Below are 23487 nucleotides of genomic sequence, written 5' to 3'. Positions count from 1 at the left end.
TTCGTTCTTTATGTAGTTCGTTAGACAGCGTAGTGGACTCGCGCGGAGTTTGCCGGAGCTGTCTTACACCACGACAAACCCCCGCGTCCCGCACCCTTCGTGGCGTTTTATGCTCACAGGGCGCACTGCGGGCGCGGGGGTCACATTCGCGATGTCACGTGTTTTAGACCGGGTCGACGTCGTTGTTCGGGTTGTCGACGTTCTCCACAGCCTCAGCTGCAGCCTCCTGCGCCGGAGCGGAAGCAGCGTCTGCCTCCTGAGCGGCCGGGGTTGCCGGAGTGCCCTGCGGCGCACCGGTCTCGGTGGCCTCCACGTCTGCGACAGCCTCAGCAACGTTCTCGCCAGAAGCGTTTGCCGGAGCCTCAGCCTGAACCTCGGCGATGCCGGCGTCCTGGGTGGTGCCAGCTGCCGGAGCGTCACCAGCAGCCTCGCGAGCCTTTGCCAGCTGGCGCTCCTCGCGCTGCTGCTTACCAGCAACAACAGCCTCGCCCACGATGTGGGTGAGCAGCTTGACGGAGCGGATCGCGTCGTCGTTGCCCGGGATCGGGTAGTCGACGGTGTCCGGGTCGCAGTTGGTGTCCAGGATGGCGACAACAGGGATGCGCAGCTTCTCTGCCTCGGCGACAGCGATGTGCTCCTTGTTGGTGTCCACGATCCACAGTGCGGACGGGGTCTTGGTCATGTCGGAAATGCCGCCCAGCACGCGCTCGAGCTTGGTGCGCTCGCGGTTGAGCATGAGGATTTCCTTCTTGCCGCGGCCAGCGTAACCGTCCTCGGCAGCGTCCATGGCCTGCAGCTCCTTCATGCGGGCGAGGCGCTTGGACACGGTCTGGAAGTTGGTCAGCATGCCACCGAGCCAGCGGTGGTTGACGTACGGCATGCCCACGCGGTCAGCTTCTTCCTGGACAGGCTCCTGAGCCTGCTTCTTGGTGCCGACGAAGAGGATGGTGCCGCCGTGTGCGACGGTCTCCTTGACAAACTCGTATGCCTCGTCGATGTAGGTCAGCGTCTGCTGCAGGTCGATGATGTAGATGCCGTTGCGGTCGGTGAAGATGAAACGACGCATCTTCGGGTTCCAACGACGCGTCTGGTGGCCGAAGTGCACACCGGCGTCGAGGAGTTCACGCATGGTTACGACTGCCATGGGAATGTCTCCTTGGGAGTGAATCGTGTTCGGTTACTTGTCTGTTGTGCGGGTTTTGCCCGCACCCTAGCGACGAGCCACACCCACGCCCTCAAAAATTTTCACCGGGCAGGGAACCGCCCGTGTGCTCATGTTCGTGGGACCGTTGCGGGTAATAGCACCTGTGTTGCGCAAGGCCCTTGACGCAAGGGTCTTACCAGGCATTTTCATCGCGCGTAGTCAGCACACCCCGTAGGGCACACTGCTAGTAGTGGAGTCTACATCGTTCCAGCGTATGCGCCAATTCACGGCACGCGGACGAATCGGGGTTGTGGACAACTCCGGGTTTTCCACAGGGCATTTCGCTTAGCGACGCATCCTCCCACCATCCCCGCCACACTGAACCCCATGAACACCCGCACCGCTTCACCCCCGTTAGCCGCGCTTGTGATGCTCATGACGCTTGTGACGGGCATCGCCGCTGCCACCCCGGCCGCCGCCTATGTCGACCCGACAACAGGTACCCCGCACGCCACTGGCGTCACCCGCAGCGCCGACATACCCGAGAAGAACTGGCTGCCCGGCCACCGCGGCGTCGACCTAGCTGCCCGCACCGGCCAAGACATCCTCGCTGCCGGAGAGGGAGTGGTCGCTTTCACCGGTCTTGTCGTCGGCGTACCGACGGTCTCCATCGACCACCCCGACGGAATCCGCACCACCTATCAGCCTGTCCACGCCACCGTGAAGGTAGGCGACCATGTCCACGAAGGCCAACCGATCGGAAGAATGGCCCACCCCATGGCAGACCATGCGGGCCTCCATTGGGGTGCGCGCACCGGCAAAGACTCCTATATCAACCCGCTGAGCTTGCTCGACGCCCCGCCGATCCGGCTCAAACCCGTCACCGGTCAGCGTGTCACGCCCGCGGGTGCGCCTGGTCGTACACGTTCTTGAGCCGCTGCGCGGAAACGTGCGTGTAGATCTGCGTCGTCTGCAGCGACGAGTGCCCCAGCAACTCCTGCACCACACGCAGGTCCGCCCCGCCTTCGAGCATGTGCGTTGCCGCACTGTGGCGCAGGGCGTGGGGGCTCAGATCGGTGTCACCGGTGCGCTGCGCAGCGCGCTCCACCACGCGCCGGACTTGCCGCTGATCAATCCGCCCGCCACGGGAGCCGAGAAACAGCGCGTGTCCGCTCTTGTCACTCACGAGTTCCGTGCGGCGGGTCTTCCATTCCTCGATGGCTGCCGTGGCACGCTCCCCAAACGGCACAACCCGCTGTTTGTTGCCTTTTCCGGTGACGCGGGCGAGCCCCTGCTTGGTATCGACATCATCAACATCCAGCCCCGTCAGCTCCGCGACACGCATGCCTGTCGCGTACATCAGCTCGAGCATGGCCCGGTCACGTGCGGCTTCTGGTCCGTCGGAGTCAGGATTGATTTCCGCCTCGACGAGCTCGCCCGCACGCGATGAAGTCACCACATCAGGCAGGTGACGGTTGATCTGGGGAGTCACCAGCCGCGCTGCGACATCGGAGTCGAGGTAGCCGCGCTCGTACGCCCACGTCGAAAAGCTTCGCGCTGCGGCGGTACGCCGCGCCATTGTGGAGCGCGCAAGGCCCTGCCGCATCGCGTCGGCGAGCCACCCGCGCAGGGCGATGAGGGTGAAATCGTCGAAGGTCGGAGCAACCTCGGCCAAGGTGCGCAGGTCGCTGCGGTAGCCCTTGACTGTCGCCTCGGAGCGGCCTTTGACCAGCAGCGCGTGATCAGCGAAGTCATCGATAGCCTCTTCTAACTGCGCCATCGCCCAACCTCCGGAACTCTACTTCTCATCTTCAGTGGAAGTATAAGACTGCCGATTCCGCTTTCCGGAACATCCGCGCATGCCCCGATTCAGGTTCACGGCCTTGCTGAGCGAACACCCAAGAAGACCAGGACCGCCCCGCCGGCCAGATCAATCCGCCTTTTCCATGTGGCGATGTTGAATCGAGCTGACATGGCCACCAAACCAGTCGACCAGAGCCCTAACCACGCGGCCATCACTAAGACATGCACGAAGGCGAGAGTGACCATCGATCCCACCCCGACAGATTGGACGGGCACAAACTGCGGAGCCAACGTGAGATACACGGTAGCCGCTTTTACGTTCAGCACATTAGCGAGGTACGCACGCCCAATTTCTTTCGCTGCGTTTTTTGCTGGAGGACGAACAACGGCCGTGCTGGATCCTTGCCCGCGAGCAGCTCGGACTACCAAGAGCGAGCCAAGCGCTACGAGGTACACCGCGCCGACTAGGCGCAGTATTTGATAAGCCTCAGCGGAACGCATCACCACCGCTGCGAGCCCGACACCAGCAAAGAGACCGTGCGTGAGAATTCCCAGGGCAGTGCCCGCAATGACCGCCCGAGCTCCGCGACGATCCCCTGCCAGACCGCGGGCACTGACCAAAGTGAAGCTCGCACCCGGCGTGACCACGAGCGGCGCCACCGCGAGACCGAATCCGAATAGTGCAGCAAGTGAAAGCACACCGGAATTATGCCAGAACGACGCTGCCCGGCAGCCAAAAGTTTCAGACCCGGTAAATCATCGCCAGCCCAACATCCGGTCCTGCGCTGCACCCCAGCTCGGCTAACAATGGAAACCCATAATATTTTTCGCATTTTCGTGCCGTTGAAATCGCCTCTACAAACACCCAGTTCAGCTGTTACTGCTGTTGCAGGTGTTACTTGACGCGTGGACGGCACGAAAATGCAGCAGCCAGCGCGGCGCTTCACACGCGAAAGTGCCGCGCTGCCGTCTAGCTCTCACTCCTTTCCCACATCTTCCCTTTCCTGACCACGAGCCCTTTCTTGTGCAGGTCCATAAGCAAGTGAACTGCGAGGGCGATTGTGAACCCGCTCGCCTGGGCAACGGCCTCGGCGTCGATTCCGCCCGCTCCGGCCACTGGCAGCGAGTCGTAGACGCGCAGCTCGTTGCGGGAGAGCTTCTGGATCGCGTCTGCCTCGAAGTCGATCTCCAACTGTCCATCGGCATCAGTGGAGCCGATCGCACCGAGCTGCTGGTGCGCATCGTCGGCACTGAGCACCATGTCAGCCCTGTCGTTTCTGATGGCCAGATTCGTTCCCAGCGAGCCCGGCCCCAGGATTGGCCCCGGCACTGCGAGGGGAACGCGGTTGTACGTCTTCACCCATTTCAGCGTGTTTAACGCGCCCGACCGGAACGCAGCCTCGACGACGATCGACCCTTGGGTCAGCGCCGCCACGAGCCGGTTTCGAGTCAGGAATCGGTGCCGGTCCGGAGTCATTCCAGGCGGGTACTCGGTGACAATGGCCCCGCCCTCGGCCGCGATCCGGTCGAAGAGCTTGCCGTTGCGCTTCGGGTAGATCTGCCCCGGCCCGCACGCGGCCACAACAACGGTCAACGCCTGGTTGTTCAACGCGGTCTCGTGGGCGACGGTGTCAATGCCCAGCGCCCCGCCGGACACGATCGTGTACCTATGCCGCGCAAGACCGGTACACAAGTCGGCGGTTGCATGGTGGCCGTAGGCGCTCGCCGCTCGCGTGCCGACGATCCCCACCGACTGCGCGAATAACTGCGCCAGGTTCGTATTGCCCCGCGCCCACAATGAGTGCGGTGGGTACCCCTCAGGCGGGAGGGGCTCTTCGTCGGCAGCCGGTCCCAACCCTCGCTCCTGCTTGCTCAACGCGCTGCCGAATGACGCTGCGATCTCATCGGCGGGCCACTCCGGATGCTCCGGGGTGATCAACGAGTATCCGTGCTGCGCGGCCTCCTCCAGGTCCTCGGCGGGGCGGTCCCAGGTGTAGCGCGATTCTGTCGCAGGACCCAGCTCCCCCAGCCAACTCGCGCGGGTGCGGATCCCATGAGCGATCTCGTCGGCATCACGCCCGGCGTTCAAGTGCGCCAGCAGGTGCCGGTTGGGCCCCTCCACGACTCGGTTCAGATAAGCCCACGACTCAAGTTTCGATGCACTCATACCAGTACTCCCCTCTCCTTGGATGCGCGCAGTTCCAGCGCATCGAAAACGTGCTCCAGGCTCGGCCGCTCCGCGCCCGCGAGATCGGCGATGGTCCACGACAGACGCAGGATCCGGTCGACTCCCCGCTGCGTGATGTCGCCATTCGCCAAGGCACCCTCAATCACCGCCATGCCGGCGTCATCCGCCGGAAAGTGCCGCCGCAATGTCGCCCCCGCAACGCGCGAATTGGTTGCCGCGCGCACGCCTGCTTTCTCCCACCGGTGCTTGGCCCGGTCACGCGCCGCCAGCACTCGCTGCGCGATCGCTTCCGACGGTTCGTTGTCGGCCCTGCCCACCACCGCCCCGACCGAAGACGTCCTGAGCGAGATATCGACGCGATCACGCAGCGGGCCCGACACATTGCGCAGATAGTTAACGCGTTCCATCGGCCGGCAGGTGCACTTCTCCGGCACGTCCACCCCGCAACGGCATGGATTCGCCGCCATGACCAGCTGAAAGTTCGCCGGGTACACCACCTCCCGGCGCGCCCGGGTAAGCCGAACTTCCCCCTTTTCCAGCGGCACGCGCAGCCCGTCGAGGGTGTCGGCAGGGATCTCGCTGACTTCGTCGAGAAACAGCACGCCATGATGCGCGTGGCTCACGGCACCCGGTCGCGGAATCCCGGAACCACCACCAATCAGCGCCGCCTTGCTTAACGACGGATGCGGCGCCACAAAGGGAGCTTGCCCTATCACCTCACCACTCGACTCCCCGGAAATGGAATGAATCGCGGTGGCCTCGACGACTTGCTGTGACGAAAGCTCGGGCAGGATGGACGGCAACCGCTCGGCCAGCATGGATTTGCCCGAACCCGGTGCGCCGATCATGAGAATGTGGTGCGCCCCGGCGGCAGCGATCTCGAAAGCGCGGCGCTCTTGCTCTTGCCCGACGACATCCCGGAAATCGGCAACCGGGACCGAACGCACGACGTGGTCGACCTTCTCCAAGCCGGGCAGTTCCCGCTCCCCCGCGAGCCATTGCCACGCTTCGGTGAGACTCTGCGCAATCCGCACACTGGGGTGGCCAACCAATGCCGCTTCTTGAGCGTTACCGGCGGGAATGACGATGTGCTCGATGGTTCGGAGCGGGACGCTGTGGAGGGCATCGAGGATGATCTGCAAAATGCCGTCGACACGCCTGAGCTGGCCACTCAACCCCAGTTCGCCGACTACCAGGCAGCCCTTGAGGCGACGCTCGATAACCGGATCCATGCTGGCCAAAACGGCCAGCGCGATAGGGAGATCGAATTGTGAGCCGGCTTTCGGCAAGTTGGCCGGTGAGAGCGAGACCATGATCTTCGTCCGCGGCCACGGCAAGCCCGAGTTGGCCACCGCGGTGCGGATCCGGTCCCGGGACTCCCCGACAGCTTTGTCCCCGAGGCCGACAATGTGCATCCCCGGCAAGCCGGGACCGACGTTGGCCTCCACGGTGACCGAATGTGCCGTCACGCCTTCGACCGTGGCGGAGTAGGTACTAGCAAGAGCCATCGTCGACTCCTTGGTAGAGGCGGGTGTGGCAGTCGTGACCGTCGAAAAGCACTTCGACAACGTCGAACCGCACCTGCCTGAACGGTTTATCTCTGAGCCAGTGCACCGCGGCTTTGCGCATGCGCGCTAGCTTGCGTGCGGTCACGGATTCAGCGCCGCCGAAGCACGTGCCCCGGCGCGTTTTCACCTCCACGAACACAGTCGTGCCGTCTGTGGCCATGGCGATAATGTCTATCTCCCCATCGCGACAGCGGTAGTTGCGCGCCACGATGATGTACCCCGCTTGTTCGTAGCGGGTGGCTACTTCTGTCTCCCCCAGTGCTCCCAGCATGTACTGGTCGCGCGGCGTGATGCCCGCAGTCATGTGTCCCCCCTGTTGTCCAGAACCTGTGTGAAGAGTCGTGCTGAAACGATCTACTTCGTTGGACTACCGGAGAACCTCGATCGGTTCCGTCAGGGGGAGAGAAACATCCGAGAACGACAAAACCTGTGGATAACCACCGTTATCCACAGGTCCTATTAGCGGTCAGAGCTAGAAAAGGGGTCACTCAGGAATGACCATCTCCGGCTTATCCAGCTCCTCGATGTTGACGTCCTTGTAGGTAATCACGCGGACGTAGCGGACGAAACGGACCGCACGGTACATGTCCCAGACCCACGCGTCTGACATGCGGACCTCGTAGTAGACATCCTTGCCCTCGGTGTGCGGGATCAGCTCCACGGCGTTGGCCAGGTAGAAGCGGCGGTCTGTCTCGACCACGTAGGAGAACTGGCTGACCACGTCGCGGTACTCGCGGTAGAGGGACAGCTCCACCTCTGCTTCGTAGTTGTCCAGTTCCTCAGCACTCATTGTGTCCGGCTCCTCATGTACATCTCGTGGGCAGCTGCAACGTTGGCATAAGTGTAGCGATGCTCCGCGCTCGCACCGTGACGGCGCACCGCATCCATGTGCGCCGCCGTGCCGTAGCCCTTATGGCTCTCCAAGCCGTAGTCAGGGAAAGTCTCCGCCATCTTCGTGATGAGCCGGTCGCGGCTGACTTTCGCCAGCACGCTCGCCGCGGCGATGCAGCGGGCGGTGTAGTCCCCGCCGATGATCGGCAACTGGGGCATGGTAAGACCCGGGACGCGGAATGCGTCGACAAGCGTGAAGCCCGGAGCAAGTCCGAGACCCGCTACGGCCAGGCGCGCGCCGTCAAGGTTGGCGTTGTGGATACCGCGCCGATCCACCTCCGCGGCAGGGATATGCACGACACAGTGGGCGTCCGAGGAGGTGAGGATAGCGTCGTAAAGCGAAGCTCTTTTGGCAGGCGTGAGCTTCTTGGAATCCGTCAGACCGTCGAGCGCTGGAATGGGCTTGTCGGGCAGCACGCACGCGGCGATAGTGACAGGGCCGAAGCATGCGCCGCGGCCGGCTTCGTCGATACCTGCGACAGGTCCCAAGCCCGCTTTGCTCAGCGCGACTTCATACGTGCGCAACTGCTTGAGTCGCCTCACGCTACTGCTGCTGCGGCTGAATGTCCTGGTTGTTCACAGACCCAATGCGCGTCAGCGGCAGAATGATGAAGGAGACTTTGCCGCGGATGTTCTCCTCCGGAATCGTTCCCTGGAACTGGTCGCCCATGTGGGCGCGGGAGTCGAGCGAGTTCGTGCGGTTATCGCCCATGACGAAGACATGATCGTCCGGCACTGTCAGCGGCCCGAAGAAGCTTCCACCGCAGGCCTCTGAAGCCTCATCACCGATGATCGGGTTCGCGTGGGGCTGAAGAATGTAGGACTGGTCAATCGGCTCGTCGTCAACCATCACGGCAGGGTCTCCCGCCTGGCACGACACGGTCTGGCCACCGGTTGCGACAATGCGCTTGACCAAATCGTTCTCGTCGGGGGCGACCAAGCCCACGTACGAACCGAGCTGCTGCAGCCCAGCCACAATCGGGTTGTCCGAGCGGTTAGACACGTAATTGGTGTTCCAGGAGTCAGTGCCCTCGAAGACCACAATGTCGCCCGGCTCCGGGTCGGAGAAGTAATAGGAGACCTTCTCTACGAAGATGCGGTCACCGTTGCAGCCCTCACAGCCGTGCAGCGTCGGTTCCATCGACGCCGACGGAATCAGGTAAACGCGTCCCACAAACGTCTGGAGCAGGAAGATCAATCCCAGCGTCAGCACGACCACCATGGGGATCTCCACGTACCACGGCATCGTGGCCTTGTCGTCCTTCGGTGCCTTCTTCGGCTCACCAGAAGGGCGGGGCTGGTACCGCGCCGTCACAGGACTACCGGACTGCTGCGGAAGTTCGGGCCACGGGGCGGTTCGGCGGGAAGACCGGGGATCAGGGTTGTGGGTCACGGGCAATCACCTTAGCACCAGGAAATCCAAACGCCCCCACCACCAGGTGAGGGCGTTTCGCACGGCAGGAGCTTAGCGGCGCTCCTTGATGCGCGCTGCCTTACCGCGCAAATCGCGCATGTAGTACAGCTTCGCGCGGCGGACACGGCCGCGGCGGACAACCTCGATGTGGTCGATGTTCGGGGAGTGAACCGGGAAGGTACGCTCCACACCGATGCCGAAGGAGATCTTGCGGACAGTGAAGGTCTCGCGGATACCAGAACCCTGGCGGCGGACCACGAAGCCCTCGAAGAGCTGGGTACGGGTAACGTTGCCCTCAATAACCTTCACGTGGACACCCAGGGTGTCACCGGGACGGAAGTCGGGGATGTCATCGCGCAGCTGGCCTGCGTCGACCTTGTCGATAATGCCGTTAGACATAACGAATGTTCCTTTTCAGATTTGGACAGAGGACCCTAGCGGCTCTTCCCTATGCAAGGCGCTCGGCTGGTTCGTGTCGGCTACATGACCCGAATATTCAAGCACACCACCAGGGGTTCACCCAAATCGCCGTGCGGTTTTCTCCGTCGTCGTTCCGTACCAGTACTGGACACCGGGAAGTGCGTTGACCACGGCCTGAGTCGCGTCCTTCAGCGGCAGCGCCGTGCGGCCCTCCACAACAACGCGGTACACCGGATCGAGCAGCGGGCCGTCTTCAGCCTGCAAATATTGCGTGACGACGGCATTGTCCACCACACACATCTGATCCTGCAGCTCCACTGTCACGGCGGCATCCATGAATCCCGCCCGGCGCAGCTTCTTCGCCACTTTGCCCTGGGACTTTTCCCACGCGACCGCATTCATGATCACCGCGATGTCGGTGGAGACATCCCGCGCATCGAGCGTGAATAGGTCATCTCCATCCAGCCCACCTTCTGCGCGCAGCTTATCGACGAGTTCCGGCCGCACCTGCTGCGTCCTGCGCAAAGCCTCATCACGGCGCCACCGGGCGATCTTGCCGTGGTCTCCCGATACCAGCACCTCCGGTGCCGAGAGTCCCCGCCACTGACGCGGCTTAGTGTAGGACGGTCCCTCGAGTAGGCCGTCAGAGAAACTGTCTTCCTCGTGGCTCTCGGTGTTGCCCAGCACGCCGGGAATGAGTCGCGTCACGGCCTCGGCGATGACCAATGCCGCCACTTCCCCACCGATGAGCACGTAGTCGCCGATGGAGACCTCCCGCACCCGGTAGCGCTGCGCGGCGTCCACGAACACACGCTGGTCAATGCCTTCATAGCGCCCGCAGGCGATAGCAATGTGCTCTTCGCGCGACCACGCCCGCGCATCCGCCTGCGTGAACGGCGCCCCGGCGGGAGTGGGCACGAGCAGAAGCGGTGCATCCGGGTCTTCGCCGTCCCGGTAGTCCCGCTCCTCTTGGTACGGCCGCGGCGCCACAGCGGCGACGTCGTCATGGCGCGCTTTGTCGTTGCGGTGCGGGGTGGCGGAGTGGAGTTGGGGGGCGCTGCCGTCGCTAAGCGGAAGTTGCGCCACGTGATCGAGCGCTTGGCCCCAGACTTCCGGGAGCATCACCATGCCGGGGCCGCCACCGAATGGCGAATCGTCCACCGCTTTGTGGTTGCCGGTGGCCCAGTCGCGCAGATTGTGCACGCCGACGGAGAGGATCCCCTGCTCGATCGCTTTGCCCAGCAGCGCGTGGCGCAGCGGGTCGAGGTACTCGGGGAAGATCGTGATGATGTCCAGTCTCATGCTCACAGCTCCAACAGACCCTCCGGCGGAGTAATCACCAGGTAGCCCTCATCCAGGTCGATCTCCGGCACGATGTCCATCACGAACGGCACCAGCACTTCTTTGCCGTGGTAATCCACTTCGAGGAGTTTGCGGTTGGGCATGGTCATCACGCCCGTGACCTCGCCGATGTGCGTGCCTCCGGCATGGTCAAGGAGCACTTTCAGACCGATGAGCTCGTGGTCGTAGTACTCGTCGGAGTCCTCGTCGCGCTCGAGCGGCTCGGCGAAGAACTGCATGCCGCGCAGCGAATCGGCGGCAGTGCGGTCCGCAACCTCCTCGAACGTGACCAGCAGGCGCTTCTGGTGCGGGCGCACCGACTTAATGGTCAGGTCACGCTCCTTGCCCGTCTGGCGGCCGTGGAGAACTTCGCCCTCGGCGAAGAAGATGTCCTCGTCGTCCGCGAGCGGCTCCACAACGACCTCGCCGCGCACGCCATGGGACTTCACTACCCTGCCAATCCTGATTTCCATGCAGCTCAGGCTACCGCGATCTCCTTCCGGGCATGAGAAAACCTCCCCAGGCCCTAGCCCAGAGAGGTTCGCGGGATGGCGACTAGTTCTCTTCTGCCTCAGCCTCTTCAGCCGGTGCGTCCTCAGCAGCGTCATCGGACTCAGCCTCAGCCTCAGCTGCCTCTCCAGCCTCAGCTTCAGCGGCGGCCTCAGCAGCAGCCTTAGCCTCTGCCTCTTCCTTAGCCTTCTTGCGCTTCTCGGTGATGGCCTCGGCGGTCGGGCCGCCAGCAGCTTCCTCAAGAGCCTGGTTGAACAGGTCGAGCTTGGACGGCTTCTCATCAGCAACCTTGAGGGTGCCCTCTGCACCGTCGAGGCCCTTGTGCTTCTGCCAGTCGCCGGTCACCTTGAGCAGAGCCGCAACCGGCTCCGTCGGCTGTGCGCCGACGCCGAGCCAGTACTGTGCACGCTCGGAATCGATGCGGATGAGCGACGGCTCTTCCTTCGGGTGGTAGATACCGATGTTCTCGATGACCTGACCGTCGCGACGGGTGCGGGCATCGGCAACGACAACACGGTACTGGGCATTGCGGATCTTGCCCACGCGCTGCAGCTTGATCTTGACAGCCATGTTTAAGTACTTCCTTACGGTCACTGGGCAGTGCAGACATCCGCCACTTATTGGCGGACCGGTTCAACCCTTAGATTTCCCTGCGTGTGACTGGCCGGCCGGTTGTGTGCTGTACTGGCACTACCGGGGTCGGCGCTTACGCAGCTCGAATCACCCTACCCGCTGCTGGCCTATACACCAAAAGAGGCGTGGGTTATGAGGTTTACAGGGAAAGCGCGGTAAGGTCTGCGGGGATCAACAAAACATACGAGCGAGACACGCCGGACAAGATTGCATGACTACCACGGTAAGCACACAGAAGCCACGCGAGCAGGGGCAAGCCCCCTTGCCTAGGCTGACGTACCGCAACGACCTTGACGGCCTGCGCGGGTTTGCCATCGCCTTAGTCGTAGTCTTCCACGTCTTCGTCGGGCGCGTTTCCGGTGGTGTGGATGTCTTCCTGCTGCTGTCCGGTTATTTCTTCATGGGTGCGCAGCTGCGCTATGCAGTCCGCCCGAACCCGTCGCTCAACCCATGGTGGCCGTTATGGCGCACCGCACGGCGTCTTCTGCCAGCGCTGGCGGTGGTGCTATCCGCGACCTACCTGGGGATCAAGTATCTCACGCCGGAGTTGCTCAGCCTAGAGCTGACTCAGCAGTTCACCGCGTCCGTGTTGTACTACCAGAACTACGAGCTCGCTGCGCAAGACGCCGCCTATGCCGCCGCGGGTTCGGAGACATCCCCGCTGCAGCACCTGTGGTCTATGAGTGTGCAGGGGCAGTTCTACCTCTTCGCCATCGCGGCCGGCATCATCGTGGCGCTGTTGGCTACCCGCGCACATATCGGTGTTAAGCGACTGCGCCGCGGCGCCATTGTCGTGCTCTCACTGGTCACTATCGCGTCCTTTGCCTACGCGTCGCGGCACGGGCTCGTCGGCACGCCGGAGAACTACTACGCCTTCCCCTCCCGCCTGTGGGAGCTGAGCTTCGGTGCACTGCTGGCCATGATTCCCTTCGCCGACGTCATCCCGGCACGGCTCCGCTCGTTCGCAGCGGGTCTCGGCCTAGTGATGATCACGATCACCGGCTTTGTCATCTCCACCTCGCTGGCATTCCCCGGCCCCGCCGCACTGCTCCCGCTGCTGGGTGCAGCTCTGGTCGTCGTCGCTGGGCCGGATCACGCTGTCGCCCGCGTACTGGCGTCCTCCCCGATGAAGTGGTTGGGCAAGGTGGCCTACTCCCTCTACTTGTGGCACTGGCCGCTGCTCATTCTGTTCACGGTGAGATCGGAACGCGACACGCCGTCGATCGCTTTGGGCATCCTCGTCATCGGCCTGTCGCTCGCGCTCGCGCACCTGACCTACAGCTTGGTCGAAGACCCGTTGCGCCAGCACGCCAAGCGCCCTAAGACGACGGACAAGCCCGTTCAACGCGCCAAAGCAAGCTTGACGACGCTTCCTGGCCGCCTCCGCGCCGCCGGCGGCGCCGTCATCGCTCTACTGTTGGCAGGTCTGCTGGCGATTCAGCCGGTCTTTGCCCGCCAAGTGGACAACGCCGAAGGCGTCCTGGACGCGGCCACCTACCCGGGCGTGATGGCGCGTTTCGGCGCCGATGTACCGGAGGCCCAAGCAGAACCGGACCCCACCTTGATCGCTGACATGTTCCCGCCGACCGTTGATGACGGCTGCTTGATCTGGATGGACCAGCCAGCCGACATAATGCCTGGCGAGCATTGCGTTTACGGCGACACCGAAGCCGACACCACCGTGGTTCTTTTCGGCGGCTCCCACTCGGAGCCCTGGGTCATCCCCCTGGACATCCTCGGCCGCGAACACGGGTTCAAGGTCGTACCGTACATGCGTCAGGAGTGCCCGCTAGTCCTCGATGATCTGGACACTGTGTCTGAAGTGTGTGCCGAGTGGTCCCAGCAAGCCTTCCAAAAGATCATCGACCTCGACCCGGACCTGGCGGTGTCCACCTCGACCCGGCCGGCCGGCCGCGCCGGCGAAGGCAGTGTCGGCCCTGACCTCGTTCCAGCCGCCTACGCACACGTGTGGGACACTCTCCGCCTGAACGACATCCCCTTCCTGGGCATTCGCGACAACCCGTGGGTATTCAGCCGTGAGGGCGAGCACATGGACCCCAACGAGTGCCTCGTTGCCGGCAACTCCATGGAAGCCTGCTCGACCGTCCGCGAAACCGTCTACGGATACGAAGACCCGGGCGAGGCGTTCCTCTTCCCTGAGAACCAGCAGTGGTCCCTGGATACGTCCGACTGGTTCTGCGACGACACGCTGTGCCCGCCGATCATCGGAAACCTTTACGTCTACCGCGATCAGAACCACATCTCCAACGCCTACGCGCGAACCACCACCCCGCTTGTGTGGGAGAAGCTCAGAGAGATCTTCGACGCCCTGGAGATTCCGCACAACGGCGGCACCGATGCCACCGATGCCACCGATGCCACCGATGCCACCGATGCCACTGAAGCCACCGGCGAAAGCAGCCCGACCACGCCGCCTGCACCGGAGAATGCTGACCCTGCCACCGACGACGGGGACCCTACCGGCGAGGCTCACCCCAACGGACCCTACGCACCCGCGGACCCGAACAACCCCGCGCTGGGAGAACCGGGCAAATTGATCTTCAACTAACGCGCGACACCGGAATACTACTCGGGGTTTTCCGTAATACTGCTCACGTGAAAGCCCTGGTGAGAAACATGCAGATCGGCTTATAAGCTCGAGCAGTATTCCGGGTCCGAGTAACTCTCGGACCTTACTTCTTTCTCTTCCCCCCGAAGCCCGGGAAGCCACCGCCCATTCCGGGCATGCCTCCCATTCCGGGCATGCCGCCCATGCGCTTCATCATCTCGTTCATGTCCATGTTGTTCAGGTTGCCTAGGTCCAGCCCGTCCATGCCGGGAGGCAGCTGCTCCTGAATCTTCTTCAGCTCAGCCGGATCGAGGCCGTCCATCCCGGGCATCCCCGGCATTCCACCAGGACCGGCGGGGGCTGCCGGGGCACCGGGCGCTCCGCCCATCGGCGGCATCTTCGGCCCGTTCTGCTTCTTCGGCGGCTTGCGCTTGCCCTTCTTGTTCTTGCGGCCCTTCGGCTGCTTCTTCGTCGCGGACCGGCCGCCGCCCATGCCAGGCATCCCCGGCATGCCGGGCATTCCGGACATGCCGAACTGGTTAGCCATCTTGCTCATCATCTTCTTCGCCTCGAAGAAGCGCTCCACCAGCTGGTTGACGTCAGCGACGGTGACTCCGGAACCGTTAGCGATGCGCTTGCGCCTGGAAGCGTTGAGGATTTTCGGATCTTCACGCTCCTGCGGTGTCATACCGCGGATGATGGCCTGGATGCGGTCGAGCTGCTTCTCGTCGACCATGTCAGCCATGTCGTTCATTTGCTTGCCGCCGGGCATCATTTTCAGAAGGTTGCCGATCGGCCCCATGCGGCGGATCATCAGCAGCTGATCCAGGAAGTCCTCCAGCGTCAGTTCGCCCGACCCCAGCTTCATGGCGGCTTCTTCCGCCTTCTGCTGGTCCATCATGGTCTCTGCCTGCTCGATCAGGGAGAGCAGGTCACCCATGCCGAGGATGCGGCTGGACATGCGGTCCGGGTGGAACACATCGAAGTCTTCGAGCTTTTCGCCTGTCGACGCAAACAGGATCGGCTTGCCCGTCACCTCACGGATCGACAGTGCTGCACCACCACGGGCGTCACCGTCGAGCTTGGTCAGCACGACACCGGTGAAGTCCACACCGTCAGCGAAGGCTTGCGCGGTGGTCACCGCGTCCTGGCCGATCATGGCATCGATGACGAAGAGGACTTCGTCCGGGTTGACCGCGTTGCGGATATTGCGGGCCTGGGTCATCAGGGTTTCGTCAATACCCAGCCGGCCGGCGGTATCGATGATGACCACGTCGGCGTTCGTGCGGCGGGCTTCGTCGATACTCGCCTGGGCCACGGAAACCGGATCGCCGTGAGAGGTGCCCATTTCGTGTTCTGCGGAATCCAGCGAGGTACCCGGGTCCGGCGCGAAAGTACGCACCCCGGCGCGCTCGCCGACGATCTGCAGCTGCTGGACAGCACCAGGGCGCTGCAGGTCGCAGGCCACAAGCATGGGGGCGTGCCCTTGCTTCTTCAGGTGCAGTGCGAGCTTGCCGGCCAAGGTGGTCTTACCGGCACCTTGCAGACCGGCCAGCATAATCACAGTCGGCGGGTTCTTCGCCAGGTTCAGGCGGCGCGTCTCACCGCCGAGGATGTTGGTCAGTTCCTCGTCGACGATCTTGATCACTTGCTGCGCCGGGTTGAGCGCCTCAGACACGTCGGCACCGAGCGCGCGCTCCTTGACCCGCTTGATGAAGGCGCGGACGACGGTCAGGGAGACATCGGCTTCAAGCAGCGCGATGCGGATCTCACGGGCGGTGGCGTTAATGTCCTCTTCCGTGAGTTTGCCCTTGCCCCGCAGACCTTTCAGCGCTGTTTGCAAGCGGTCTGACAATGACTCGAACACGAAAAAAGCTCCCTCGTAGCAAATGAAAAAAGTGGTGGGTACAGCCTAGCTGCTACCCACCACCTAAATCACATTGCTATTTCGACGTGCCCAGCAGCGCGTCGACAAAGCCCTCCACCTCGAACGGTGCGAGATCGTCCGCGCCCTCGCCGAGGCCGACGAGCTTGACCGGCACGCCAAGCTCTTCCTGCACCTGGAAGACGATGCCGCCCTTGGCTGTGCCGTCGAGTTTGGTCAGTACCACACCGGTGATCTCCACAACGTCCTTGAACACGCGGGCTTGAGTCAGGCCGTTCTGCCCCACTGTCGCGTCGAGGACGAGCAGAACTTCATCGACCTGAGACTTCTTCTCGACGACGCGCTTGACCTTGCCCAACTGATCCATCAGGCCGGTCGAGGTGTGCAGGCGCCCAGCGGTGTCGACGATGACCACGTCAGCCTGCTCCTCGACGCCGGTCTTCACCGCGTCGAAAGCAACTGCGGCGGGGTCAGCACCCTCAGCACCACGGACCGTGGACGCACCGACACGGCGACCCCAAGTCTCAAGCTGGTCGGCGGCTGCAGCACGGAAGGTATCAGCCGCGCCCAGCACAACGCGGTGGCCCATGGAGATGAGCACGCGGGCAAGCTTGCCCGTCGTAGTGGTCTTGCCGGTGCCGTTCACACCCACGACCAGAATGACGGCGGGCTTGCCCTCATTCGGCATCGCTTTGATGGAGCGGTCCAGCTCGGGACGGCCTGCCTCGATGAGGGTCTCCCGCAGCATGGCGCGAGCTTCTTCCTCAGAGGCCACACCGCGCTCAGCGATCTTCGCGCGCAGATTCTCCGTCACCTTCATGGTCAGCTCTGCACCGAGGTCTGCCATGATGAGGGTGTCTTCGATCTCTTCCCACGCGTCCTCGTCCAAATCACCGGCGGTGAGAATGCCCAGCAGGCCCTGACCGATGGCGTTCTGGGAGCGGGACAGGCGACCGCGCAAACGGCCGATGCGGCCAGCAGCCGGGGCAATGTCATCCAGTGGCTGCTGCTGAGGGGCAGGTTCGCCTTCGGGCACCGGGGTCTGCGCACGGGCTTCCTCAGCCACATCCGCAGTGGTGCGGGCGATTTCAGCCGCTTCTTCTGCTTCCTCCTCCGGGGTCTGGTTGACTGGGGCAGCCGGCTCGGCAACATCGGCTGCGTCGTCGTGCACCTGGGCAGACACGGCATCCTCAGCTGCATCATCAGCCGCACCAGCTTCCGGATTGGCGGACATCGCCCCGAGTGGCTTACCCACGCTCAAACCGTCCGGATCAACAGCCTCGGCCGGTGCGTCATCAAGCAGTTCGTCCTCAACCGGCTCTTCCTCAACCGGCTCCTCGACCTCGACAGGCTCGTCGACCTCGACGATGTCGTCGTCGACGACCGGATCACCGTCAACATCCACCACAGCATCAGGCTCAGCGCTGGCCGCAGCAGCTGCCGGCTCAGGCTCGGCGGGTGTCGGCGTGTTCAAGGGCTCGTCGACACGCACGGGCTCTTTCTCCGCGGTCGCAGCACCCGCCGGGGCGAAGTTGAAACCGCCTTTAGCCTGGTAGTTACCGGACTTCTCCTGCTGGGTGAGTTCCTTCGGCTCCTCCGGCTCCGCCTTGTCAAAGGAGACGGTCTTGGACTTCTTGCGGTTGTTGCCCACCACCACGATGATGCCCACGATGATGAGAAGCACCACGATGACGGCGACAATGATCCACAGAACGGTTGAATTCATCATGGCCCCCATAGTGCCACCAGATCACAGCGAGCGGGGCGGCACCCTACTCCTGCGGGTTCGGCGAGGGGCTCATGCGCTGGGAGATCACGCGGGTCACACCGTCGCCACGCATGGTCACGCCGTAGAGCACGTTCGCGACATCCATCGTCGGCTTCTGGTGGGTGATCACAATGAGCTGCGAGTCCTCGCGGAGCTCTTCGAGGAGGGCGATGAGGCGACGGAGGTTGACGTCGTCAAGCGCTGCTTCGACCTCGTCCAACACGTAGAACGGGCTCGGGCGGGCACGGAAAATGGCCACGAGCATCGCCAACGCCGTGAGTGACTTCTCCCCGCCGGAGAGCAGCGAGAGCCGTTTGACCTTCTTGCCCGGGGGACGCGCCTCGATCTCGATCCCGGTGGCGAGCATGTCCGAAGGGTCAGTCAGCAGCAGCCGCGCTTCACCGCCGGGAAACAGCGTCTGGAATACGCGGGGGAATTCGCGTTCCACGTCGTGCCACGCGTCGGTGAACAGCTGCAGGATTTGCTTATCGACGTCATCGATCACCCCGGTGAGATCTTTCCGCGCCTGGACGACATCAGCGAGCTGGGTGGACAGGAAGCTGTACCGCTCCTCCATCGCCTTGTACTCTTCCAGCGCCAGCGGGTTGACCTTGCCTAACGCGGCGAGATCCTTCTCGGCCTGCTTGAGGCGCTTGGTTTCGGCATCCTTGTCGAAGTCTTCGCCGGGCGTGTACCCCTCGAGAAGATCGTCGATGGCGATGCCGAGCTGCTCGACGATCTTCTCCTCCGCCTCAGAAGTGCGCACCTGCGCCTGCTCACGGGCGATGTCAGCCGCATGTGCGGTGTCACCAAGCCGGCTCAACTGCTGGCGCAACGCGCTGACTTTGTCGCGCGCCTGTGACTGCGCGACGGTGAGCTGCTTGACCTGGGAGGTGAGCTCGTCGCACTGTTCGGTCGCGCGGCTGAGCGCGTCGGCGATGCGTTCCTGCAGCGTTTCGGCGTGCGCTGCGACGGTCCGGGCGAGCTGTGCCTGGGCTCGCTTCCGCGCCATTGCTGCCTCGTGACGTGCTTTGGCTTGCTGTTCGCTTTCCGCTTGACGACGCAGCGCAGCGCCCCGGCCCGCAACCTGCTCCACCGCCTGTTGGGCGGAACGGGCGGCCAGTGTGGCTTCCATTTCGCGGGATCGGGCGTCCGCTAGTTGCGCAGCTGCCTCGTCGCGGGCAGTAGAATCTGCCTCTTCGTCAGTGTCGGGCTGCTCGACCCGGGACAGCCGGTCGCGGGTCTCCGCAAGGTGCTTCACCCGGTCAGCGAGCCGGATTTCTGCCTCGGTGGCTTGTTTGGCGGCGCGCTCATGCTGCTGCCGCGCCTGCTGCGCCTGACTGGTCAGGCGTTGGTGGTCGCGTTTCCACGAGGCGGCGTGCGCGTCGTGCTCCTTGAGCGCAGCTTTCGCTGAGGCGGCTGCGACCCGGGCTTCCTCCGCAGCGATCTTCGCGCCCTCAAGGGTGCCGGAGAGCTCATCGAGCGCAGCCTGAGCGCGTTCCAGTTCCGCTGTCGCTTGTTCTATCTGGGCGGCGACCTCAACCGACGACGCACCACCGGATCCGGCCGCGATCCAGCCCTCACCGACGACGGTGCCGCCCGCCGTCACGGCACGCAGGCGCGGATCATCCTGCACCGCAGCACGGGCGGAGGTGACATTCTTGGCCAGAATGACATCGACAAGCACGCGCGTGACAGGGCCGGTGATCTCCGGTGCCAGTGTCACGTGATCGAGCAGCCAGGTCGTGCCGGCTGGGGGTGCACCGTCGAGACGCCAGGAGCGGCCACCGGCCTGGGTGTCCACCACCACTGTGCGCGTCGCCTGACCGAGCTCACTTGCAACCTCCTCGCCGACCTCGCCGGCGAGAGCCTCAGCGTGCGGGCCGAGCGCCGCTGCCAAAGCTTTCTCCAACCCTGCTTCTGCCTTGACCCAGTCGGCCAACGGGGCGAAACCTTGGCCTAAGACATCGGCCGCGTCGGCGACCGGGGCGGTTTCAGCGAGTGTGGAGATGCGTGCAGATAGAGAGTAGACAGTCTTCTCACGCTGTTTTTGCTCCTCACGGAGCTGGTCGAGGCGCTTCTCCGCCGCATCGGCTTCCGCCCCGGCGCGGGTGTGCGCCTGGACGAGAGGTTCCCGCTCACTGTCGACGGACGCCAGCTTCTCAGCAGCTTGTGCCGCCTGCTCCTCCGCATTGCGGGCCTGCTGGCGCGTCTCCTCCGCCGCTGCCGCAAGCCTTTCCACTTCTTGCTGGGCGGACTCAACCGCTCCCGCTTGGCTCTCCTCCTGGGCGAGCAGGCGGACTACGCCTTCACGCCGGTCAGCAATCGCCCTGACTTGGGCTTTGTGCTCAGCTTCGGCCGCGGCGGCTTTCTCCTTCAGTTCCGCGACTTCGGACAGCACAGCGTTCAATGCAGCCTGGGCCTTGTCGTGCGCGGCCTGTTTCGCGGCGTGGTCTTCCTCCGCCCGCTCGGCGAGCGCAATCAGCTTCTTCGGATCCTGGCCGCGGTAGTCCACAATCTCGTCAGCATGACGGGCGCGTTCGGAGGCAATGCGCAGTGTCGCCGACGTTCGCTCTGCCAGCGACGACAGGCCGAACCAGAGCTGTTGCGCAGCGTCAGCAGCGGCCGTCGCGCGTGCCTGGTTTTCTTCTACTGTCTGCTGGTGTCCTTCGGCGTCTTCCAACTCGGCGGTGACGTCCTGGACTTTCTGGGCGTGGAGTTCGGCTGCGCGAGTGGCGTCGATAAGCGACGCGCGAAGAGTGACAACCCTGTGGCCTGCGATTTTCAGGCGAGCGTCGCGCAGATCCGCCTGGACCGTCGCCGCCCGCTGCGCGGCTTCAGCTTGGCGCGCCAACGGCTTGAGCTGCTTGCCCAGCTCGTCGGTGAGGTCGGTGAGGCGGTCCAGGTTCGCCTGCATGCCCGTCAGCTTGCGCTGTGCTTTCTCCTTGCGGCGGCGGTGCTTGAGCACACCGGCAGCTTCCTCGATGAACGCGCGGCGGTCCTCCGGGCGCGACTCGAGAATCTCATTGAGCTTGCCCTGGCCGACGATGATGTGCATCTCGCGGCCAATGCCTGAGTCCGACAGCAGCTCCTGAATATCCATCAGGCGAGCCTTGGAGCCGTTGATCTCATACTCCGACGCGCCATCGCGGAACATGCGGCGGGTGATGGCCACCTGCGTGTACTCGATTGGCAGCTTGCGGTCCGAGTTGTCGAACGTCAGCGTCACCTCCGCGCGGCCGAGCTGCTTGCGCTCGCCAGCACCAGCGAAGATGACGTCCTCCATCTTCCCGCCGCGGAGATTCTTGGCCCCCTGCTCCCCCATCACCCACGCCAGCGCATCGACCACGTTCGACTTGCCAGAACCGTTCGGGCCAACGACCGCGCAGATGCCCGGCTCGAATTTCATCGTCGTCGATGACGCAAAGGACTTGAATCCTTTAAGCGTCAACGAACTGAGGTGCATTCGGGTGATTCTAGTCGACAGTTAGTTGACGGAGTACCTACCGCTCCTCAAAACCCTGCGCGCCCTTCGGCTCACTGTGCTGCGCCTCAACGTGAGTCACGTTCCCCGGGCGGTCAGCCGTCGACGGGTCTTCGCGCAACAGCGCCAGAAGCTTATCGACGTCCGCCTCTTCCCCCTCAGCCACAACCTCCACGCGGCCATCTTCGAGGTTCTTCGCGTAACCGGTGATGTTGTGCTTCTTCGCCTGGGATTTCACCCAATAGCGAAAGCCCACGCCTTGGACGTGTCCGTGAACGTGGGCTGTCATGCGTGTGTCTGCCATGCAGACCAGATTAGCGTGCTTCTGTCAGGCCGCCCTCGTCGTTGCTCTCGCCAGAGCGGCGTGCATCGCGTGCGGTGACACGGTCTTCGATGCTGCGGCGGGTGACTGGGTCGGAGCCGTCCCAGAACTCGACGTTCTTCACCTCAGGCAGCATGTCGCGGTGGAAGACCGGATCCATGCCCTGCTGGCGTTGCTCGTTGAAGTTCTTCAGCAGCTTGATGGCCACTCCGCCAAGCGGAACAATTGCCGCAATGTTGAAGACGGCCAGCAGACCAGCCATGGTGTCGCCGAGCGCCCACACGAGCGGCACGGAGCCGAATGCACCGAAGATGACGAAGCCAATCACCACAAGGCGGAAGACGAGCATGACGGTCTTGTTCTCCGTCAGGTACTCCACATTGGCCTGTGCAAGGTAGTAGTTGCCCAGCACGGAGGAGAACGCCAGGAAGAACAAGATGAATGTGATCGCGTGGGCGCCCCATGCACCGACGGAATCAGCCAGCGCGGACTGGGTCAACGCGGCGCCCTGGATGTCGTCTTTTCCGTAACTCACCGCCGGGCCGAGCAGCACGACGAACGCCGTGATGGAACAGACGATGAGGGTGTCAAAGTACACGCCGAGCGTTTGCACCAGGCCCTGCTTGACCGGGTGGGAAACGGTTGCCGTGGCGGCAGCGTTCGGCGCGGAGCCCATGCCTGCCTCGTTGGAGAACAGGCCGCGGCGCATGCCCTGCATGAGCGCTAAGCCGACCGTGGCACCAGCAACCTGCTGGAAGCCGAGGGCGTGGCCCACGATGAGGCTGACCATGCCAGGGACCTCGCCGATGTTCAACACAACGACGGTGACACCGATGATGATGTATGCGCCGGCCATGAACGGCACGATGACCTGGGTCCAGTTAGCGATGCGTGTGACACCGCCGAAGATGACCACTGCAGTCAGCGCCGCGATAATCGCTGCGACCGCGCCCTTCATAACCAGTGAGTCGGTGCCCAGGGAACCGCCGACTGCCTCAACGATCGAGTTGGTCTGGATGGCGTTGTAGACGAACCCGTAGGTCAACGCGAGAAAGACGGAAAAGATCGTGGCCAGCGGGGCCCAGCCCAGACCGCGGGTCATGTAGTAAGCGGGGCCACCGTGGTAGTTGCCGTCCTCGTCCTTGGTCTTCCACAGCTGGGCAAGCGTCGACTCAACGAAGGCCGTCGCTCCTCCGAGAAGGGCGAGCATCCACATCCAGAACACAGCGCCGGGACCGCCGACAGAGATAGCCAGGGCAACACCGGCGACGTTGCCGGTGCCCACACGGGAGGCAGCAGAGATGGTGAAGGACTTGAACGCGGAGAGCCCACCGTATTCCTCATCCAGGTCGCGCCCTTCCCGGTCCTTGCCCTTTGGGGACTCGGTAATGGCTTTGAACATGTCCGGCAACGACCGAATCTGCACGAAGATCGTGCGCAGGCCGAAGTACAGCCCACCCAGCACCAGGAAGAGTGGAACGATGTATGTCCAGAGAATGTCGTTGATGGTGCCGTCAACAACGTTTAAGGCGGTTTCCATGCCGGGG

General features: G+C 63.4%; 20 protein-coding genes. 2 read left to right on the top strand and 18 right to left on the bottom strand.

What is annotated here, in order from left to right; genetic code table 11:
* Positions 1-163: 163 nt before the first annotated feature.
* Positions 164-1144: a 30S ribosomal protein S2 gene (gene rpsB, locus HMPREF0291_RS06795; RefSeq protein ID WP_005289686.1), complete on the bottom strand. Its 981-nt coding sequence runs from the start codon at positions 1142-1144 to the stop codon at positions 164-166.
* A gap of 387 nt (positions 1145-1531) precedes the next feature.
* On the opposite strand from rpsB, the gene HMPREF0291_RS06790 reads away from it, so the two are divergent.
* A complete protein-coding gene (locus HMPREF0291_RS06790; RefSeq protein ID WP_005289684.1) occupies positions 1532-2077 on the top strand; it encodes a M23 family metallopeptidase in 546 nt (181 codons plus the stop codon).
* On the opposite strand, the gene HMPREF0291_RS06785 is transcribed toward HMPREF0291_RS06790, so the two are convergent.
* From HMPREF0291_RS06785 to rpsP, 12 genes are all read right to left on the bottom strand, one after another.
* Entirely contained in the window at positions 2040-2924 is an 885-nt protein-coding gene (locus HMPREF0291_RS06785; RefSeq protein WP_005289683.1) for a tyrosine recombinase XerC, read from the bottom strand. The two genes, HMPREF0291_RS06790 and HMPREF0291_RS06785, sit on opposite strands and share 38 nt — an antisense overlap.
* Before the next feature lie 95 nt (positions 2925-3019).
* Positions 3020-3646: a LysE family translocator gene (locus tag HMPREF0291_RS06780; RefSeq protein WP_040423620.1), complete on the bottom strand. Its 627-nt coding sequence runs from the start codon at positions 3644-3646 to the stop codon at positions 3020-3022.
* Between the two features lie 271 nt (positions 3647-3917).
* A complete protein-coding gene (locus tag HMPREF0291_RS06775) occupies positions 3918-5114 on the bottom strand; it encodes a DNA-processing protein DprA (RefSeq protein ID WP_005289681.1) in 1197 nt (398 codons plus the stop codon).
* The gene (locus HMPREF0291_RS06770) at positions 5111-6643 is read right to left on the bottom strand and encodes a YifB family Mg chelatase-like AAA ATPase (protein ID WP_005289680.1); all 1533 of its coding nucleotides are present in this window, start codon (positions 6641-6643) and stop codon (positions 5111-5113) included. The genes HMPREF0291_RS06775 and HMPREF0291_RS06770 overlap by 4 nt, the downstream gene beginning before the upstream one ends.
* Positions 6630-7007, bottom strand: a complete 378-nt coding sequence (locus HMPREF0291_RS06765; RefSeq protein WP_005289679.1) for a YraN family protein — start codon at positions 7005-7007, stop codon at positions 6630-6632. Before HMPREF0291_RS06765 ends, HMPREF0291_RS06770 begins: the two co-directional genes overlap by 14 nt.
* A 180-nt stretch (positions 7008-7187) precedes the next feature.
* Positions 7188-7493, bottom strand: coding sequence for a DUF2469 domain-containing protein (locus HMPREF0291_RS06760; protein ID WP_005289678.1), 306 nt, complete (start codon positions 7491-7493; stop codon positions 7188-7190).
* Positions 7490-8137: a ribonuclease HII gene (locus tag HMPREF0291_RS06755; RefSeq protein ID WP_005289677.1), complete on the bottom strand. Its 648-nt coding sequence runs from the start codon at positions 8135-8137 to the stop codon at positions 7490-7492. The genes HMPREF0291_RS06760 and HMPREF0291_RS06755 overlap by 4 nt, the downstream gene beginning before the upstream one ends.
* Position 8138: 1 nt before the next feature.
* Entirely contained in the window at positions 8139-8840 is a 702-nt protein-coding gene (lepB, locus tag HMPREF0291_RS06750; protein WP_083770353.1) for a signal peptidase I, read from the bottom strand.
* 219 nt (positions 8841-9059) lie between these two features.
* Positions 9060-9407, bottom strand: coding sequence for a 50S ribosomal protein L19 (rplS, locus tag HMPREF0291_RS06745; RefSeq protein ID WP_005289675.1), 348 nt, complete (start codon positions 9405-9407; stop codon positions 9060-9062).
* 117 nt (positions 9408-9524) lie between these two features.
* Positions 9525-10730 (bottom strand): tRNA (guanosine(37)-N1)-methyltransferase TrmD, encoded by a 1206-nt coding sequence (gene trmD / locus HMPREF0291_RS06740; protein ID WP_005289674.1) that lies wholly within the window; start codon positions 10728-10730, stop codon positions 9525-9527.
* Between the two features lie 2 nt (positions 10731-10732).
* Entirely contained in the window at positions 10733-11242 is a 510-nt protein-coding gene (gene rimM, locus HMPREF0291_RS06735) for a ribosome maturation factor RimM (protein ID WP_005289673.1), read from the bottom strand.
* A gap of 82 nt (positions 11243-11324) precedes the next feature.
* Complete coding sequence (rpsP, locus tag HMPREF0291_RS06730; RefSeq protein ID WP_005289672.1) at positions 11325-11849, bottom strand: 30S ribosomal protein S16; 525 nt, start codon at positions 11847-11849, stop codon at positions 11325-11327.
* 274 nt (positions 11850-12123) lie between these two features.
* Between rpsP and HMPREF0291_RS06725 the strand changes: the two genes are divergently transcribed.
* Positions 12124-14481, top strand: a complete 2358-nt coding sequence (locus HMPREF0291_RS06725) for an acyltransferase family protein (RefSeq protein WP_005289671.1) — start codon at positions 12124-12126, stop codon at positions 14479-14481.
* A gap of 124 nt (positions 14482-14605) precedes the next feature.
* Here the strand turns inward: HMPREF0291_RS06725 and ffh are convergent, their stop codons facing one another.
* From ffh to HMPREF0291_RS06700, 5 genes are all read right to left on the bottom strand, one after another.
* The gene (ffh, locus tag HMPREF0291_RS06720) at positions 14606-16348 is read right to left on the bottom strand and encodes a signal recognition particle protein (protein ID WP_005289670.1); all 1743 of its coding nucleotides are present in this window, start codon (positions 16346-16348) and stop codon (positions 14606-14608) included.
* 76 nt (positions 16349-16424) lie between these two features.
* Entirely contained in the window at positions 16425-18104 is a 1680-nt protein-coding gene (ftsY, locus tag HMPREF0291_RS06715; RefSeq protein ID WP_005289669.1) for a signal recognition particle-docking protein FtsY, read from the bottom strand.
* Positions 18105-18138: 34 nt separating this feature from the next.
* Positions 18139-21600 (bottom strand): chromosome segregation protein SMC, encoded by a 3462-nt coding sequence (gene smc / locus HMPREF0291_RS06710; protein ID WP_005289668.1) that lies wholly within the window; start codon positions 21598-21600, stop codon positions 18139-18141.
* Between the two features lie 37 nt (positions 21601-21637).
* Positions 21638-21922 carry an acylphosphatase gene (locus HMPREF0291_RS06705; protein WP_040423615.1) on the bottom strand — a complete coding sequence of 95 codons (285 nt, stop codon included), beginning with the start codon at positions 21920-21922 and terminating at the stop codon, positions 21638-21640.
* A 10-nt stretch (positions 21923-21932) separates the two neighbouring features.
* On the bottom strand, positions 21933-23480 hold the full coding sequence (locus HMPREF0291_RS06700) for an alanine/glycine:cation symporter family protein (RefSeq protein ID WP_050748806.1): 1548 nt from the start codon (positions 23478-23480) through the stop codon (positions 21933-21935).
* Positions 23481-23487: the final 7 nt, after the last annotated feature.

Origin of the sequence: Corynebacterium genitalium ATCC 33030 (genome assembly GCF_000143825.1) — a bacterium.
Taxonomy (GTDB): Bacteria; Actinomycetota; Actinomycetes; order Mycobacteriales; family Mycobacteriaceae; genus Corynebacterium; species Corynebacterium genitalium.
This window is presented reverse-complemented; position numbering and strand designations above follow the sequence as displayed.

Coding starts and splice junctions, on each gene's coding strand:
- lepB (WP_083770353.1), bottom strand. CDS start 8,840: ATGCCGTGGTACGTGGAGATCCCCATGGTGGTCGTGCTGACGCTGGGA.
- HMPREF0291_RS06770 (WP_005289680.1), bottom strand. CDS start 6,643: ATGGCTCTTGCTAGTACCTACTCCGCCACGGTCGAAGGCGTGACGGCA.
- HMPREF0291_RS06760 (WP_005289678.1), bottom strand. CDS start 7,493: ATGAGTGCTGAGGAACTGGACAACTACGAAGCAGAGGTGGAGCTGTCC.
- smc (WP_005289668.1), bottom strand. CDS start 21,600: ATGCACCTCAGTTCGTTGACGCTTAAAGGATTCAAGTCCTTTGCGTCA.
- rimM (WP_005289673.1), bottom strand. CDS start 11,242: ATGGAAATCAGGATTGGCAGGGTAGTGAAGTCCCATGGCGTGCGCGGC.
- HMPREF0291_RS06790 (WP_005289684.1), top strand. CDS start 1,532: ATGAACACCCGCACCGCTTCACCCCCGTTAGCCGCGCTTGTGATGCTC.
- HMPREF0291_RS06765 (WP_005289679.1), bottom strand. CDS start 7,007: ATGACTGCGGGCATCACGCCGCGCGACCAGTACATGCTGGGAGCACTG.
- ftsY (WP_005289669.1), bottom strand. CDS start 18,104: ATGGGGGCCATGATGAATTCAACCGTTCTGTGGATCATTGTCGCCGTC.
- HMPREF0291_RS06775 (WP_005289681.1), bottom strand. CDS start 5,114: ATGAGTGCATCGAAACTTGAGTCGTGGGCTTATCTGAACCGAGTCGTG.
- HMPREF0291_RS06785 (WP_005289683.1), bottom strand. CDS start 2,924: ATGGCGCAGTTAGAAGAGGCTATCGATGACTTCGCTGATCACGCGCTG.
- rplS (WP_005289675.1), bottom strand. CDS start 9,407: ATGTCTAACGGCATTATCGACAAGGTCGACGCAGGCCAGCTGCGCGAT.
- HMPREF0291_RS06725 (WP_005289671.1), top strand. CDS start 12,124: ATGACTACCACGGTAAGCACACAGAAGCCACGCGAGCAGGGGCAAGCC.
- HMPREF0291_RS06705 (WP_040423615.1), bottom strand. CDS start 21,922: ATGGCAGACACACGCATGACAGCCCACGTTCACGGACACGTCCAAGGC.
- rpsB (WP_005289686.1), bottom strand. CDS start 1,144: ATGGCAGTCGTAACCATGCGTGAACTCCTCGACGCCGGTGTGCACTTC.
- trmD (WP_005289674.1), bottom strand. CDS start 10,730: ATGAGACTGGACATCATCACGATCTTCCCCGAGTACCTCGACCCGCTG.
- HMPREF0291_RS06700 (WP_050748806.1), bottom strand. CDS start 23,480: ATGGAAACCGCCTTAAACGTTGTTGACGGCACCATCAACGACATTCTC.
- rpsP (WP_005289672.1), bottom strand. CDS start 11,849: ATGGCTGTCAAGATCAAGCTGCAGCGCGTGGGCAAGATCCGCAATGCC.